We start from the raw sequence: 17953 nt of genomic DNA on the forward strand, positions 1-17953 counted from the left end.
GCAAGAAATGTTAGAATGGCAAGGTATTTTTTGATATAATAGAGGATATTTGATAGAAAAGAGAAGAGATATGGCACAGATTATTGATGGGAAGGCTCTTGCAGCTAAGTTACAAGGACAGTTGGCTGAAAAGACTGCCAAACTAAAAGAAGAAACAGGTCTAGTTCCAGGATTGGTAGTGATTTTGGTGGGGGACAATCCTGCCAGCCAAGTCTACGTTCGAAACAAGGAACGGTCAGCTCTCGCTGCTGGCTTCCGTAGTGAAGTAGTGCGAGTTCCAGAGACCATTACCCAAGCGGAATTGTTAGACTTGATTGCCAAATACAATCAAGATCCAGCTTGGCATGGGATTTTGGTTCAATTACCTTTGCCAAAACATATCGATGAAGAGGCAGTGTTATTAGCCATTGACCCCGAAAAAGACGTGGATGGTTTTCATCCTCTAAACATGGGTCGCCTCTGGTCTGGTCATCCAGTTATGATTCCTTCAACACCTGCAGGAATTATGGAGATGTTTCATGAATATGGGATTGATCTAGAAGGTAAAAATGCGGTTGTTATCGGTCGTTCAAATATCGTTGGAAAACCGATGGCCCAACTTCTTTTAGCCAAGAATGCGACTGTGACCTTGACCCACTCACGTACCCATCATCTTGCCAAGGTTGCTGCTAAGGCGGATATTCTTGTGGTTGCAATCGGTCGCGCTAAGTTTGTGACTGCTGACTTTGTCAAACCAGGAGCGGTTGTCATTGATGTTGGGATGAACCGAGATGAAAATGGCAAGCTTTGTGGAGATGTTGATTATGATGCTGTTGCACCACTTGCTAGCCACATCACACCTGTACCGGGTGGAGTTGGTCCTATGACTATTACCATGCTAATGGAGCAAACCTATCAGGCAGCGCTTCGAACACTAAACAAGGACTAGGAAGATGAAATTCGTATTTGACCTGGATGGAACGCTATCTTTTGACTACATGACTATTGATGAGGAGATTCAGCAGGTTCTTTTAAAGGCTGAAGATTATGGGCATGAGCTTGTGTTTGCCTCAGCTCGCTCTTATCGGGATTGCTTGGGTTTATTAGGCCCTAAACTCAGTCAGCGCTTGGTCATAGGGTTGAATGGTGGCGTAGCCTATCATTTGGGGAAGGCTATCTTCGAAAGGAATCTCGATGCTAGAGTTTATCATGCGCTAGTGGATTATTGCCAGACTTATAATCTCCCTTTCTTTGTAGATGATTGCTTTGACTATAGTGGTCAGATTGTAGAGAAGATTCCATTTTTCTCCAGTGTGGATCCCCTAAAGGTGGCTCGTCATCAGAAACTTGAGGACTTAGGGACTCCGATTAAGGTAGTCGTTTATATGGGTGACCATGAGGAGTTGCTTGATGATCTACTTGGTCAGTTAGAAAGACTGGGGCAGGCTTATCTCTCCTATCATGCGCATGAAAAGTGCCTTTATGTTAATCCCTTGGATACTCATAAGGCGACAACTGTTGAAAAATTATGTGGGGAGAACTTCATCGCTTTTGGAAATGACCAAAACGATATTGAACTATTTAAAACGTCTCTCTATTCTGTCCAGATAGGAGATTTTGCCGGCCTTACTCCATATGCAGATGACACGTTAGAGCTAAAAGGAGCTCCTTCTCCAGCAGTGGCAGCTAAAATCTTACAGACCTTTGCGGAATTTAAGGGAAAATAGTGTAGAAGGAGGTTCTAGCCTCCTTTTGTAGTATAATGGAGTGAGAGGGGAAAAAACGATGAAAGTGATTGATCAAGCTTTATTAGAAAAAGTCATTATTGAACGTTCTCGTCACAGTCATAAGGGAGATTACGGTCGCCTGCTCTTGCTGGGAGGGACCTATCCTTATGGGGGAGCTATCATCATGTCAGCCATTGCAACTGTCAAAAGTGGTGCAGGATTGGTGACCGTTGGAACAGATAGGGAAAATATCCTTGCTCTACACAGTCATTTACCTGAGGCCATGGCATTTTCTCTTCAAGACCAGCAATTGTTAAAAGAGCAGTTGGAAAAGGCAGAAGTTGTCTTGTTAGGTCCGGGTTTGCGAGAGGATGCATTTGGAGAAGAACTCGTAAAACGAGTCTTTGACAGCCTTAGAAAAGACCAGATTTTGATTGCAGACGGCGGTGCTTTGGGCATCTTAGCAAACGGCCAGTTACCATTTCCTTCCAGTCAGCTCATCCTAACTCCCCACCAAAAGGAATGGGAAAGACTGTCTGGTATAGTTCTTGACCATCAAAATAAAGAGACGACTGCTAGGGCTCTTTCTACTTTTCCTCAAGGAACGATTCTAGTCGAGAAGGGTCCAGCAACTCGTATCTGGAAAGCTGGTCAGCCTGAATATTATCAGTTAGAGGTTGGAGGTCCCTATCAAGCGACTGGTGGGATGGGAGATACTCTGGCTGGGATGATTGCAGGTTTTGCAGGTCAGTTTCACCAAGTCAGTCTCTATCAGAGAGTGGTGACAGCAACTCACCTTCATTCAGCTATTGCGCAAGAACTAGCTCAAGAAAACTACCTTGTCTTGCCAACAGAAATTAGCAAGGCTCTTCCGAAAACAATGAAAAAAATATCTCAAAAAGGCAGCTAATATCTTGGTTGTCTTTTTATGTTGATGTAGCTTTGTTGATAAAGTTTTCAAATACCTCAGAACCAGCGACCAACTGCTGAACTTGCGTGAAATTCTCTCTTTTAAGGTCTTGATTTTTACTCAAACTCGCAAGGAAAGCGAGATTGTTATCAAAGTTGAGGGGTGTCAAATCATGCTTTTTTTGATATAATTTTTAATGATGAATGCAAGAAATGATCGGTATGTGGTCGTTGATTTAGAGGCGACCAGCACCGGAAGCAAGGCAAAAATTATTCAAGTAGGCATTGTGGTGATTGAGAATGGTGACATCATCGATCAGTATGCGACTGATGTCAATCCCCATGAACCCTTGGATTCTCATATCAAAGAATTAACGGGTCTGACCGATCAGCGTTTGGCTGCGGCACCAGAGTTTTCTCAGGTGGCTGGAAAAATTTTTGAATTGGTTAAGGACGGTATTTTTGTTGCGCACAATGTACAGTTTGATGCCAACCTTCTTGCGGAATTTCTCTTTTTTGAAGGATATGAATTGCGTACACCGCGGGTGGATACAGTTGAGCTAGCCCAAGTTCTGTATCCTCAGTTTGAAAAGTATAACTTAGGTATCCTTTGTCAAGAGTTGGGCATTGAGCTGGAACATGCCCATACTGCCCTGTCAGATGCTCAGGCGACAGCAGAACTCTTGCTTTACATGCGTCAAAAACTTTTTGAGCTACCTAAAGGGCTTTTAGAAAGCTTATTAAACCTTGCAGACAACCTTCTCTATGAAAGTTATCTTGTGATTGAGGAGGCCTATCAGCAACAATCTCTCTTATCTTCGCCCGACTTGATGGAGTTTCATGGGCTTTTCCTCAAAAAGGAAAGCAAAGGCTTAGTCCCACGAAAGTTATCCAAAGACTTTGCTAAAAACATTTCTTTATTGGGGCTGGAGGAGCGACCGCAACAGATGGAATTTGCGGAGAAGGTTGAGCAATTATTGGAAGAAGACCAGACTTCCTTTATCCAAGCTCAAACAGGACTGGGCAAGACTTATGGTTATCTCCTCCCAGCTTTGAACTTGGAGAGTCAAGCAGGGATTCTAGTGAGTGTTCCGACCAAAATTCTTCAAAATCAAATCATGCAAGAAGAAGGTCAGCGCTTAAAAGAGGTCTTCCATCTGGAAATTCATAGTCTCAAGGGTCCTCAAAATTACTTGAAACTGGATGCCTTTCACCGAGTCCTCCATCGACCGGAGTCCAATCGTCTTTTCACACGATTTAAAATGCAACTGCTCATCTGGCTAACGGAGACAGAGACTGGTGATTTGGACGAAATCGGGCAACTTTATCGCTACCAGCACTTTCTGCCAGAACTAGTCCACGATGGCAAGCTTTCAAAGAAAAGTTTATTTGCCACAGAGGATTTTTGGAAACGAGGGCAGGAAAAGGCCAAGACCAGTCGCGTTCTCTTGACTAATCATGCCTATCTGGTCACACGTTTGGAAGACAATCCAGAGTTTATCGACAACCGTTTGGTGATCTTGGATGAAGCTCAAAAAATGCTGCTAGCCCTTGAAAATCTAGCCCAGCAGGCTTACCGCCTTGAGGAACTTGTAACTCAAATTGAAAAGTCCTTAGAGTCAGAGGAAGATTTGGTTCAGAAACGCTTGCTTGAGAGTATAGGTTTTGAATGTCGTTACTTGATGGAGCACTATCAGTCAGGCCTTAAGAATGGAAAGTGGTTGGATTCTCTCGAACACTTGCGCCAGCATTTTTCGGAGTTAGCTCTCCCAGAGTATCGAGAGCTTGCAAACTTTTTCACCTCGGACCGTGAATTTTGGCTTGCTACAGCAGAGAAATCGAGCAAGGATGTCTTGATTTGTTCAAGCAAAAAAGGCCGCTTTATACTAGCAGACCTATTGCCAGAAGATTGTAGACTTCTAGGAGTATCGGCCACTCTTGAAATCAGCAATCGGGTTTCCCTAGCAGATTTATTGGGCTTTTCAGAAGCTCCACTTGTTAGGCTTGATGTAGCAAAGCAGGAGCAACAAGAAGTCTTTCTAGTCAATGACTTTCCTCTTGTGACAGAAGTTTCGCCTTTTGACTATGCTAGTGAAGTGGCTTCTGTCATTCGAAGCTTACAAGCCTTTCAAGAACCCTTATTGGTCTTGTTTACCTCAAAAGAAATGTTGCTGGCAGTTTCGGACCTGCTCGACCAACCGCATCTAGCTCAGTATAAAAATGGGGAACCAAGCCAACTGAAAAAACGTTTTGAAAAGGGCGAACGCCAGATCTTGCTTGGAACAGGTAGTTTCTGGGAAGGGGTTGATTTTTCAACCCATCCTTGCGTGATTCAAGTGATTCCGAGATTGCCTTTCCAAAATCCCCAAGAGCCTTTAACCAAAAAATTAAACCAAGAACTGCGTCAAGAAGGGAAAAATCCTTTCTATGATTATCAGTTGCCGATGGCGATCATTCGGCTAAAACAAGCTCTGGGCCGTACTGTTAGAAGATCTGACCAAGGTTCGGTTGCTGTTATCTTAGATAGTCGTGTCGTTAGCAAGCGTTACGGCAAACAAATCGCTCAGGCCTTGTCAAAAGAAAGGGCTGTTCAGGTTCTTTCTAGAGAACAGCTAGAGCCTGCTGTAGCTGAATTTCTCCAATCTCGTCGCAATAGAATGAAAGAAAAATCCCAGAAAGAGAAAAGGTAAAAAATATGAAACGTTCCTTCGACTCTCGAGTCGACTATAGTCTTCTTCTACCAGTGTTTTGTTTACTGGTGATTGGAGTAGTGGCCATTTATATAGCAGTTAGTCATGACTATCCAAATAATGTATTACCAATTCTAGGTCAGCAAATCGCTTGGATTTCCTTGGGGCTTGTCATTGGATTTGTGGTCATGTTCTTTAATACCGAGTTTTTATGGAAGGTGACTCCCTATCTTTATGGTCTAGGGCTAGCTTTGATGGTCCTACCTCTTGTTTTCTACAATCCAAATCTTGTAGCGTCAACAGGTGCCAAGAACTGGGTATCGATTGGTGGAACGACACTTTTCCAGCCATCGGAATTCATGAAGATTTCCTATATCTTGATGTTGGCTCGAGCCATTGTAAGATTCACTCAAAAACACAAGGAATGGCGACGGACTATTCCCTTGGATTTCCTACTGATTGGTTGGATGATCGCCTTTACCATACCAGTCTTGATCCTCTTAGCCCTACAAAGTGACTTAGGGACTGCCTTGGTCTTCGTAGCTATTTTTTCCGGTATGGTTCTCCTTTCAGGTGTTTCGTGGAAGATTATCATTCCTGTTTTTGCGACAGGAGTGACTGCTGTTGTAGGCTTCATGGCCATCTTTATAAGCAAGGATGGACGTGCCTTCTTGCATCAGATTGGGATGCCAACCTACCAGATCAACCGCATCTTGGCTTGGCTCAATCCCTTTGACTTTGCACAAACAACAACATATCAACAGGCGCAGGGACAAATTGCGATTGGAAGTGGTGGCTTGTTTGGACAAGGTTTCAATGTGTCCAATCTCCTCATTCCAGTACGTGAGAGTGATATGATTTTCACCGTAATTGCAGAAGACTTTGGCTTTATTGGTTCAGTCTTTGTGGTTGCTTTATACTTGCTTCTCATCTACCGTATGTTGAAGATTACGCTCAGGTCAAATAACCAGTTCTACACCTACATTTCGACTGGTTTTATCATGATGTTGCTCTTCCATATCTTTGAAAATATCGGCGCTGTGACAGGCTTACTTCCTTTGACAGGGATTCCTCTACCATTTATTTCTCAAGGGGGATCCGCAATTATTAGTAACCTCATCGGTGTCGGTCTCCTCTTGTCTATGAGTTACCAGACAAACCTAGCGGAGGAGAAAAGTGGAAAAGTTCCATTCAAACGAAAGAAAGTCGTCCTAAAACAAATCAAATAAGGAGGCCACTATGGCAACAGTAGCAGTTATCTTAGCCCAGGGTTTTGAAGAAATCGAAGCCTTGACAGTAGTTGATGTCTTGCGTCGAGCAAACATTACATGTGATATGGTAGGATTTGAAGAGCAGGTGACAGGATCGCATGGCATTCAGGTAAAAGCCGACCGTATCTTTGATGGTGATTTGTCTGACTATGACTTGGTCGTTCTTCCAGGTGGCATGCCAGGATCAGCTCACCTACGGGATAATCCAGCCCTCATTTCTGAGATTAAAGCCTTTGACCAAGCTGGAAAGAAAATTGCTGCCATCTGTGCAGCCCCAATCGCTCTTCATCAAGCAGGTGTCCTGAAAGACAAGCACTTTACTTGTTATGACGGAGTTCAGGAGCAAATTACTGACGGAATTTATCAAAAGCAAACAGTAGTTGTGGATGGCAATCTAACAACTAGCCGAGGACCGTCAACCGCACTTGCCTTTGCCTATGAGTTGGTAGAGCAATTGGGAGGAGATGCTGAAAGTTTACGAGACGGCATGCTCTATCGAGATGTCTTTGGAAATTAACAGTAAGACGAGAGTTCGGCTCTCGTTTTTTTTATTTACTCCGTGTCTAAAAATGTTTCATATGATTGTCTTGCGATTTTATATCAAACTTTTATAAATCAATCAAGCTTTGTCTAGCATAAGAAGGAAATCAATCTCTAGAAATGTTAGTGTTTTCAGGTTGTTAGATAGAATACTTCAGATTGTTACTGAAATCAATAGTTTCATGAAAAAGATATAATATTCAATAAATGCTATATTAAACGATCTTATCATGCGAATTAATCTGCTTGTATTAATTTGAAATATAAAGTACTTTCTCTGTAATATAATTGAAACGTGTTACTAGTATATTAAAATTAGTAAGAATTTTTTTGCATATACGAAACTGGGGGAGTGATATGTTGAAAGCATTTGGAAAAATATTCAAAGTCATTAGAGAATCAAAAAAAATGTCCCTGAAAGAGGTGGCTGCTGGTGATATTTCCGTGGCTCAGCTATCCCGTTTTGAACGGGGAGTCAATGGGATCACACTTGATTCTTTTTATTGATGTTTAAAAAATATGGCCGTTTCCCTAGAGGAGTTTCAGTATGTTTACCATAATTACATTGATTCAGATGATGTGCTGTTCTCAAAAAAAGTAGCTGATGCATATCAGGAAAACAATGTTGTCAAGCTCCAAAATATTTTGTCAAGCTCAGAAGCTTTGACCGAACAGTTTCCTGAGAAGAAAAACTATAAACTCAATACGATCATTGTCAGAGCCCTCTTGTCTTCCTGTTGCTCAGATTTTCAGATTAGCAAGAAGGATATAGAATTTCTGACGGATCATCTCTTTTCTGTTGAGGAGTGGGGGCGTTATGAACTCTGGCTCTTTACAAACAGTGTTGATTTGATGACCTTGGAAACGCTGGAAACCTTCGCTAGTGAGATGATCAATCGTACCCAGTTTTATAACAACCTACCTGAAAATCGCCGCCGTATTATCAAGATGCTACTTAATGTCATTAGCGTCTGTATAGAAGGAAACCATCTGCTAGTTGCTATGAGGTTTCTCAATTATCTCGATCACTCTAAAATTCCTGAAACAGATCTATATGATCGAACGCTGATTAAGTATCATAGGGCTCTGTATGCCTACAAGGTTGGGAATACTAATGCTCTCAGTGACATCGAGCAATGCCTATCTTTTTTTGAATTTTTAGATTCCTTTGGTGTTGCCCAAAAGCTTAAAGAACAGTTTGAAAGAATTTGCCTTTCATAGTTGTAGATGTGCAACAAAAAATGATCATTTTGAAAAATATACTAGAATAAGGGCATAACTTTATACTAAATTCAGAAGGAGGCTTTATGATGGAGAAAAAGATTCATTATAAGATGCATAAAGTTAAGAAAAACTGGGTAGCCATTGCTTTGACTACCTTGGCCCTTATTGTAGCACCAAAGGTACTTGGTCTAGAACCAGGCGTTGTCCATGCGGATGATGTAAAGCAGGTTGTAGTTCAAGAACCTGCTACAGCTCAGACTAGTGGTCCGGGTCAGCAAACTCCAGCCCAAGCTAAAATAGCATCTGAGCAAGAAGCAGAAAAAGCAACCCCTGCAGACAAGGTGACAGGCGATGCTACTGCTAGTGATAAGTCTGCTAAACCAGCAGATACGAAAGAAGCATCTACAGAAAAGGCTGCTGTTGCTGAAGAAGTTAAAGCTGCTAATGCAATCACAGAAACTCCTAAAACAGAAGTAGCAGAGCAGAATAAACAAGCAGGGCCAACAACTGCCCAAGACCAAGAAGGCGACAAACGAGAAAAAACGGCTGTTGCAGACAAGATTGTTGCAAATCCAAAGGTTGCAAAGAAAGATCGCTTGCCCGAACCTGCTCAAAAACAAGGAGCAGTAGCTGAAAGAATGGTAGCAGATCAGGCTCAACCTGCACCTGTAAATGCTGACCATGATGATGATGATGTCCTATCTCATATTAAGACCATTGATGGTAAAAATTACTATGTTCAGGACGATGGTACAGTTAAAAAGAACTTTGCAGTTGAACTTAATGGTAGAATACTTTATTTTGATGCAGAAACTGGTGCCTTAGTTGATTCAAATGAATATCAGTTCCAACAAGGAACCAGCAGTCTCAATAATGAATTCTCTCAAAAGAATGCTTTTTACGGTACGACTGACAAGGATATCGAAACTGTAGACGGTTATTTGACAGCAGATAGCTGGTATCGTCCAAAGTTCATCTTAAAAGATGGAAAAACATGGACGGCTTCGACAGAAACAGACTTACGTCCCCTTTTGATGGCTTGGTGGCCTGATAAACGTACTCAGATTAATTACCTCAACTATATGAACCAACAAGGTCTGGGAGCAGGTGCTTTTGAAAACAAAGTTGAACAAGCTCTCCTGACAGGAGCTTCTCAGCAGGTTCAGCGCAAAATTGAGGAAAAAATTGGTAAAGAAGGCGATACCAAATGGTTGAGAACGCTGATGGGTGCCTTTGTCAAAACCCAGCCAAACTGGAATATCAAGACAGAGTCTGAAACAACTGGTACTAAAAAGGACCACTTGCAGGGTGGAGCTTTGCTTTATACCAATAATGAGAAGAGCCCTCATGCTGACTCTAAGTTCCGTCTGCTTAACCGTACCCCTACTAGTCAAACAGGTACACCTAAGTACTTCATTGACAAGTCAAATGGTGGTTATGAGTTCTTGCTCGCTAACGACTTTGACAACTCTAATCCAGCTGTTCAAGCCGAACAACTCAACTGGTTGCATTTTATGATGAACTTTGGAAGCATCGTAGCCAATGATCCGACTGCTAATTTTGATGGAGTTCGTGTCGATGCGGTGGACAATGTCAACGCAGACTTGCTCCAAATCGCATCTGACTACTTCAAGTCTCGCTACAAGGTGGGAGAAAGTGAAGAAGAAGCTATCAAGCATTTGTCTATCTTGGAAGCTTGGTCTGATAACGATCCTGACTACAACAAAGATACTAAAGGTGCTCAACTAGCAATTGACAACAAGCTACGCTTGTCCTTGCTTTATTCATTCATGCGTAATCTATCTATCCGTAGCGGAGTAGAGCCTACGATTACAAATAGTCTAAATGACCGTTCTTCTGAAAAGAAAAATGGCGAACGGATGGCTAACTATATCTTTGTTCGGGCTCATGACAGTGAAGTACAAACTGTTATTGCTGACATCATCCGAGAAAATATCAATCCAAATACGGATGGTTTGACCTTTACCATGGATGAACTCAAGCAAGCCTTCAAGATCTACAACGAAGATATGCGTAAGGCAGACAAGAAGTATACGCAGTTCAACATCCCAACTGCTCATGCCCTCATGCTCTCCAATAAAGACTCTATCACTCGGGTCTACTATGGTGACCTCTATACCGATGATGGTCAATACATGGAGAAAAAATCTCCTTACCACGATGCTATCGATGCCTTGTTGCGTGCTCGTATTAAGTATGTAGCAGGTGGACAAGACATGAAAGTCACATATATGGGTGTACCTCGTGAGGCTGATAAATGGTCTTACAATGGTATTTTGACTTCTGTGCGCTACGGTACTGGTGCCAATGAAGCAACAGATGAAGGAACAGCAGAAACTCGTACTCAAGGGATGGCTGTTATTGCTTCTAACAACCCTAACCTGAAACTGAACGAATGGGATAAACTGCAAGTCAATATGGGAGCAGCCCACAAGAATCAATACTATCGCCCTGTGCTTTTGACGACCAAAGATGGCATTTCCCGCTATCTAACTGACGAAGAAGTGCCGCAATCGCTCTGGAAGAAGACAGATGCTAATGGTATTTTAACCTTTGATATGAATGATATTGCAGGCTATAGCAATGTACAGGTTTCTGGATATCTGGCTGTTTGGGTACCAGTTGGCGCTAAGGCAGATCAGGATGCTCGTACAACAGCAAGCAAGAAGAAAAACGCTAGTGGTCAGGTCTACGAATCTAGCGCAGCCCTTGATTCTCAGTTGATTTACGAAGGATTTTCTAACTTCCAAGACTTTGCAACCCGCGATGACCAATATACCAATAAAGTTATTGCTAAAAATGTCAACCTCTTCAAGGAATGGGGAGTAACTTCATTTGAGCTACCACCTCAGTATGTATCTAGCCAAGACGGTACTTTCTTAGATTCTATCATTCAGAATGGTTATGCCTTTGAAGACCGCTATGATATGGCGATGAGCAAGAACAATAAATATGGTTCTTTAAAAGATTTGCTCAATGCTCTTCGTGCGCTTCACAGTGTTAATATCCAAGCCATCGCGGACTGGGTACCAGACCAAATCTATAACCTACCAGGTAAGGAAGTGGTAACAGCAACACGTGTCAACAACTACGGAACCTACCGTGAAGGTGCAGAAATCAAGGAAAAACTCTATGTAGCTAATAGTAAGACCAATGGAACTGATTTCCAAGGTAAGTACGGTGGCGCCTTCTTAGATGAGCTCAAAGCTAAATATCCAGAAATCTTTGAACGAGTACAGATTTCCAATGGTCAAAAGATGACAACAGATGAGAAGATTACCAAGTGGTCGGCTAAGTACTTCAATGGTACCAATATCTTAGGTCGTGGTGCTTACTATGTTCTTAAAGACTGTGCTAGCAACGACTATCTCACTAACAGAAATGGCGAGATAGTATTGCCTAAGCAATTAGTTAATAAGAATGCTTACACAGGATTTGTTAGTGATGCCAATGGTACTAAGTTCTATTCAACTAGTGGTTATCAAGCTAAAAATTCCTTTATCCAAGATGAAAATGGAAATTGGTATTACTTCGATAAACGAGGCTATCTTGTAACAGGTGCTCATGAAATTGATGGCAAGCACGTTTATTTCTTGAAGAATGGTATTCAACTTCGTGATTCTATCCGTGAAGATGAAAATGGTAATCAGTACTACTATGATCAAACTGGTGCCCAAGTTCTCAACCGTTACTACACTACTGATGGTCAAAACTGGCGTTACTTTGATGCCAAGGGCGTTATGGCTCGAGGTCTTGTCAAGATAGGAGATGGACAGCAATTCTTTGATGAAAACGGCTATCAGGTTAAGGGCAAGATTGTGAGTGCTAAAGATGGCAAACTTCGTTACTTTGACAAGGATTCAGGAAATGCTGTTATCAATCGTTTTGCTCAAGGTGATAACCCAAGTGATTGGTACTATTTCGGAGCAGATGGAGTTGCAGTGACAGGTCTTCAAAAGATTGGTCAACAAACACTTTACTTTGACCAAGATGGCAAGCAAGTCAAGGGTAAAATCGTGACACTTTCAGATAAGAGTATCCGTTACTTTGATGCCAACTCAGGAGAAATGGCGGTCGGCAAGTTTGCTGAAGGTGCCAAGAACGAATGGTATTACTTTGACAAAACTGGTAAAGCAGTGACAGGTCTTCAAAAGATTGGCAAACAAACACTTTACTTTGACCAAGATGGTAAGCAAGTCAAGGGTAAAGTAGTAACTTTGGCTGATAAATCCATCCGTTACTTTGATGCCGACTCAGGAGAAATGGCAGTCGGCAAGTTTGCAGAAGGTGCCAAGAACGAATGGTATTACTTTGACCAAACTGGTAAAGCAGTGACAGGCCTTCAAAAGATTGACAAACAAACACTTTACTTCGACCAAGATGGCAAGCAAGTCAAGGGTAAAATCGTGACACTTTCAGATAAGAGTATCCGTTACTTTGATGCTAACTCAGGAGAGATGGCAACCAACAAGTTTGTCGAAGGTTCCCAAAATGAGTGGTACTATTTTGATCAAGCCGGAAAAGCAGTGACAGGCTTGCAGCAGGTTGGTCAACAGACTCTCTATTTCACGCAAGACGGCAAGCAAGTCAAAGGAAAAGTTGTTGATGTGAATGGAGTTAGTCGATATTTCGATGCCAATTCAGGGGATATGGCTCGAAGCAAATGGATTCAACTTGAAGATGGAAGTTGGATGTATTTTGACCGCGATGGTAGAGGTCAAAACTTCGGAAGAAACTAATCGAATGTAGCTCAATAAAAATCAAACTTTATCTGACGATATACAAAAACGATAACTCCTTTAAAGGACGTTATCGTTTTTTGCCTGTTTGGAGAATAAATGACAATTGAAAAGAAAGATGGAATCATTGGAAACTGTAATGAATTAACAAGAGATTCCATATTGGAATAATCTTTTTCTGCACTCTATTGAGATATTCAAAGCAATGAGGATTCTATTTTTAAAGTTTGGAAATCCAAAAGCGTTTCGTTTGCGAACAATGACGCGATTGTTAGTAGTTTCTATTTTTTAATTTGTACATTTGAGATAAGAAAGATTTTGCTTGATTATTCATAGAGGAGCTATTCTTCACAAAAAGGCTCCATCGATGCAATAGTGTTTTACTCTCTATAGAAATTATAGAGCCGAAAAATCTAGGAAATCATCGCTTTTTTCATAAAAAAATGGTATAATGAAGGGTATGAAATATCACGACTATATATGGGATTTAGGTGGTACCCTATTGGATAATTATGAGACTTCTACAGCAGCCTTTGTAGAAACCTTAGCCCAATACGGAATAGAGCAAGAACACGACCGCGTCTACGAAGCCTTGAAGGTTTCGACAGCTTTTGCCATCGAGAAGTTTGCACCAGATATCGAGGTTTTTTTAGAGAACTACAAAGAAAATGAGGCGCGTGAGCTAGAGCATCCAGTTTTGTTTGAGGGAATTCCAGAATTACTCAAAGACATTTCGGACAAGGGTGGTCGCCATTTCTTGGTTTCTCATCGAAATGACCAAGTGCTAGAACTTCTTGCTAAGACCCAGATAGCGAACTACTTCACTGAGGTGGTGACTGCCAGTTCTGGCTTTAAACGGAAACCAGATCCTGAGTCCATGATTTATTTACGTGATAAATATCATATTACATCTGGTTTAGTCATTGGTGACAGAAATATTGATGTAGAAGCAGGTAAAGCTGCTGGCTTAGATGCCTATCTTTTTAATAACGTTGCGACATTGAGACAAGCAATAGACATGTAAGAAAAGGGAAAAAATGACAGAAGAAATCAAAAATCAACAGGCACAAGATTATGATGCCAGTCAAATTCAAGTTTTGGAGGGACTTGAAGCTGTTCGTATGCGTCCAGGTATGTATATTGGATCGACTTCAAAAGAAGGTCTTCACCATCTAGTATGGGAAATCGTTGATAACTCAATTGACGAAGCCCTAGCTGGATTTGCCAGTCACATCCAAGTCTTTATAGAGCCTGATAATTCCATCACCGTTGTGGATGATGGGCGTGGAATTCCTGTTGATATTCAGGAAAAAACAGGACGTCCCGCTGTTGAGACCGTCTTTACAGTTCTTCACGCTGGAGGAAAATTCGGCGGTGGCGGATACAAGGTTTCAGGTGGATTGCACGGTGTAGGTTCATCAGTAGTAAATGCTCTTTCAACTCAACTAGATGTTCATGTCCATAAAAACGGTAAGATTCATTACCAAGAATACCGTCGTGGTCATGTTGTTGCTGATCTTGAGGTGGTTGGAGATACGGATAAAACGGGAACAACAGTTCACTTCACACCAGATCCAGAGATTTTTACAGAAACAACAACTTTTGACTTTGAAAAATTAAACAAACGTATTCAAGAACTAGCCTTTTTGAACCGAGGTCTTCAAATCTCCATCACAGATAAGCGTGATGGTCTCGAACAGACTAAACATTACCACTATGAGGGTGGGATTGCTAGCTACGTTGAATATATCAACGAGAACAAGGATGTTATCTTTGATACACCAATCTACACAGACGGTGAGATGGATGATATCACAGTTGAAGTAGCCATGCAGTACACAACCGGTTACCACGAAAACGTCATGAGTTTCGCCAATAACATTCACACCCATGAAGGTGGTACGCATGAGCAAGGTTTCCGTACGGCTCTGACGCGTGTTATCAATGACTATGCTCGCAAGAATAAGCTACTAAAAGACAATGAAGATAACCTAACAGGGGAAGATGTCCGTGAAGGATTGACAGCTGTTATCTCTGTCAAGCACCCTAATCCGCAGTTTGAAGGACAAACCAAGACCAAACTGGGAAATAGCGAAGTGGTTAAGATCACCAATCGTCTCTTTAGCGATGCCTTCTCTGATTTTCTCATGGAAAATCCTCAGATTGCTAAGCGTATCGTGGAAAAAGGAATCTTGGCTGCCAAGGCTCGTGTAGCTGCCAAGCGTGCGCGTGAAGTCACGCGCAAGAAATCTGGCTTGGAAATTTCCAATTTGCCAGGAAAACTAGCAGACTGTTCTTCTAATAATCCTGCTGAAACCGAACTCTTCATCGTCGAAGGAGACTCAGCTGGTGGATCAGCTAAATCTGGTCGTAACCGTGAGTTCCAGGCTATCCTTCCAATTCGTGGTAAGATCTTGAACGTTGAAAAAGCTAGCATGGATAAAATCCTTGCAAACGAAGAAATTCGAAGTCTTTTCACAGCCATGGGAACAGGATTTGGTGCAGAATTTGATGTCACTAAGGCTCGTTACCAAAAACTCGTTTTGATGACCGATGCCGATGTTGATGGAGCCCACATTCGAACTCTCTTGCTAACCTTGATTTATCGCTATATGAAACCAATCTTAGAGGCTGGTTATGTCTACATTGCCCAACCACCGATTTATGGGGTTAAAGTTGGAAGTGAAATCAAAGAATACATTCAACCTGGTGCAGATCAAGAAATTAAACTCCAAGAAGCCTTAGCACGTCACAGTGAAGGGCGTTCAAAACCAACCATCCAACGTTATAAAGGTTTGGGAGAAATGGATGACCACCAATTGTGGGAAACAACCATGGATCCAGAACATCGCTTGATGGCGCGTGTTTCGGTAGATGATGCTGCCGAAGCAGATAAGATCTTTGATATGTTGATGGGGGACCGAGTAGAACCTCGTCGCGAATTCATCGAAGAAAACGCTGTTTACAGTACACTTGACGTCTAAAAAATGTGGGAAATAGTTCCCTTGGTTTAAAAAATATGATATAATCATTACGATTGTTTCTAGTATAAAAGGAGTTTGATATGTCTAATGGACAACTAATTTATCTAATGGTTGCGATTGCAGTCATTCTGATCTTAGCTTATGTAACAGCTATCTTTTTACGTAAGCGTAATGTAAGCAGATTAACGGCCCTTGAAGAAAGAAAAGAAGAACTCTACAACCTTCCTGTAAATGATGAGGTTGAAGCCGTTAAAAACATGCACTTGATTGGTCAAAGTCAGGTGACCTTCCGTGAATGGAATCAAAAATGGGTTGATTTATCTCTGAACTCATTTGCTGATATTGAAAATCACCTCTTTGAAGCTGAAAGCTACAATAATTCTTTCCGTTTCTTTAAAGCAGCTCACAAGATTGATCAAATTGAAAGCCAAATCGGCTTGATTGAAGAAGATATTGCAGCTATTCGCAATGCCCTTTCTGAACTCGAAAAACAAGAATCTAAGAATAGTGGCCGTGTTCTTCATGCTTTGGACTTGTTTGAAACACTCCAGCACACTGTTGCAGAAAACTCAGAAAAATATGGGAAAGCCCTTCCTGAGATTGAGAAACAATTGGAAAACATCCAATCTGAATTCTCTCAATTTGTTACCCTAAATTCATCAGGTGACCCGGTTGAAGCCGCAGCAATTCTTGATTCAACTGAAAATCATATTCTCGCTTTGACACACATCGTTGAGCGAATTCCAGCTCTTGTTGAAACCTTGACAAAGGAACTGCCAGAACAATTGGCAGATTTGGAAGAAGGTTATCGCAAGCTGTTGGATGCCAACTACCACTTTACAGAAACAGATATTGAATCCCGTTTCCAACTTTTGCATGAGTCTTTGAAAAATAATCAAGAAAATATTCGTCAGTTGGAATTGGACAATGCAGAGTATGAAAATAATCGCATCCAAGAAGAAATCAACGCACTTTATGATATCTTCACTCGTGAAATTGCAGCTCAAAAAGTGGTTGAAAGTCTTCTTTCGACATTACCAACTTATCTCAACCACTTGAAAGAAAATAATCAGGTGCTTGTTCAAGATCTTGAACGTTTGACTAAAACCTACCTTCTTCCTGAAAGTGATGGAAATCATGTTCGTCGTCTTCAAGCAGAATTGGCTGCACTTGATATGGCAATCATGGAAGTGACAGAGGATCAAGGTGAGTCAACACAAGCATACTCTGCTCTTGAAGAACAGTTGGAAATGCTTCAAAGCAACCTCAAGGATATAGAGGATGAGCAAATCTCTGTTAGCGAACGACTTGCGCAAATTGAAAAAGACGACCTCAATGCTCGCCAAAAAGCAAATGTCTATGTGAACCGTTTGCATACTATCAAACGTTACATGGAGAAGAGAAACTTGCCAGGTATTCCTCAAAGTTTCTTGAAACTTTTCTTTACTGCAAGTCATAACACAGAAGATCTGATGGCAGAGTTAGAACAACCGCAAGTGAATATTGAATCGGTTAAACGCATTCTTGAAGTCGCAACAAATGATATGGAAGCACTTGAAACAGAAACCTATGACATCGTTCAATATGCAACCTTGACGGAGCAACTCTTGCAATACTCAAACCGTTACCGTTCATTTGATGAGCGTATCCAAGAGGCCTTCAACGAAGCGCTTGAAATTTTTGAAAAAGAGTTTGACTATCAGGCATCATTTGAAAAAATTTCACAAGCCTTGGAAGTTGCTGAACCAGGAGTTACAAACCGTTTTGTAACTTCATATGAGAAAACACGTGAAGCGATTCGTTTTTAAAAATAGAAGCTTAGAAGATTTCTAAGCTTTTTTATTTTCCTAAAAAAAGACAGAATCCCTG

10 protein-coding genes and 1 pseudogene are annotated in these 17953 nt (G+C 41.5%); all 11 read left to right on the forward strand.

Annotated elements, in window-relative coordinates; translation table 11 throughout:
• Positions 1-70: 70 nt before the first annotated feature.
• Positions 71-928, forward strand: coding sequence for a bifunctional methylenetetrahydrofolate dehydrogenase/methenyltetrahydrofolate cyclohydrolase (locus tag Q4443_RS03005; protein ID WP_000057225.1), 858 nt, complete (start codon positions 71-73; stop codon positions 926-928).
• A gap of 4 nt (positions 929-932) precedes the next feature.
• Entirely contained in the window at positions 933-1706 is a 774-nt protein-coding gene (locus tag Q4443_RS03010) for an HAD hydrolase family protein (protein WP_049478872.1), read from the forward strand.
• Positions 1707-1764: 58 nt separating this feature from the next.
• A complete protein-coding gene (locus tag Q4443_RS03015) occupies positions 1765-2616 on the forward strand; it encodes an NAD(P)H-hydrate dehydratase (protein WP_000863001.1) in 852 nt (283 codons plus the stop codon).
• A 196-nt stretch (positions 2617-2812) separates the two neighbouring features.
• Positions 2813-5305, forward strand: coding sequence for a bifunctional DnaQ family exonuclease/ATP-dependent helicase (locus Q4443_RS03020; RefSeq protein ID WP_080978797.1), 2493 nt, complete (start codon positions 2813-2815; stop codon positions 5303-5305).
• A gap of 5 nt (positions 5306-5310) precedes the next feature.
• Entirely contained in the window at positions 5311-6534 is a 1224-nt protein-coding gene (locus Q4443_RS03025) for an FtsW/RodA/SpoVE family cell cycle protein (RefSeq protein ID WP_000830420.1), read from the forward strand.
• A gap of 10 nt (positions 6535-6544) precedes the next feature.
• Positions 6545-7093 (forward strand): DJ-1 family glyoxalase III, encoded by a 549-nt coding sequence (locus tag Q4443_RS03030; RefSeq protein ID WP_049518969.1) that lies wholly within the window; start codon positions 6545-6547, stop codon positions 7091-7093.
• A gap of 380 nt (positions 7094-7473) precedes the next feature.
• Positions 7474-8337: pseudogene (locus Q4443_RS03035) on the forward strand (helix-turn-helix domain-containing protein).
• Between the two features lie 86 nt (positions 8338-8423).
• On the forward strand, positions 8424-13100 hold the full coding sequence (locus Q4443_RS03040; RefSeq protein ID WP_049518970.1) for a glycoside hydrolase family 70 protein: 4677 nt from the start codon (positions 8424-8426) through the stop codon (positions 13098-13100).
• 460 nt (positions 13101-13560) lie between these two features.
• Positions 13561-14124, forward strand: coding sequence for an HAD-IA family hydrolase (locus tag Q4443_RS03045; RefSeq protein WP_025169033.1), 564 nt, complete (start codon positions 13561-13563; stop codon positions 14122-14124).
• 13 nt (positions 14125-14137) lie between these two features.
• Positions 14138-16084: a DNA topoisomerase (ATP-hydrolyzing) subunit B gene (gene gyrB, locus Q4443_RS03050; protein WP_042902510.1), complete on the forward strand. Its 1947-nt coding sequence runs from the start codon at positions 14138-14140 to the stop codon at positions 16082-16084.
• A gap of 80 nt (positions 16085-16164) precedes the next feature.
• Positions 16165-17892 carry a septation ring formation regulator EzrA gene (ezrA, locus tag Q4443_RS03055; protein WP_049518971.1) on the forward strand — a complete coding sequence of 576 codons (1728 nt, stop codon included), beginning with the start codon at positions 16165-16167 and terminating at the stop codon, positions 17890-17892.
• Positions 17893-17953: the final 61 nt, after the last annotated feature.

The sequence above is a fragment of the Streptococcus sp. GP0011 genome, assembly GCF_030546305.1.
Classification (GTDB): Bacteria; Bacillota; Bacilli; order Lactobacillales; family Streptococcaceae; genus Streptococcus.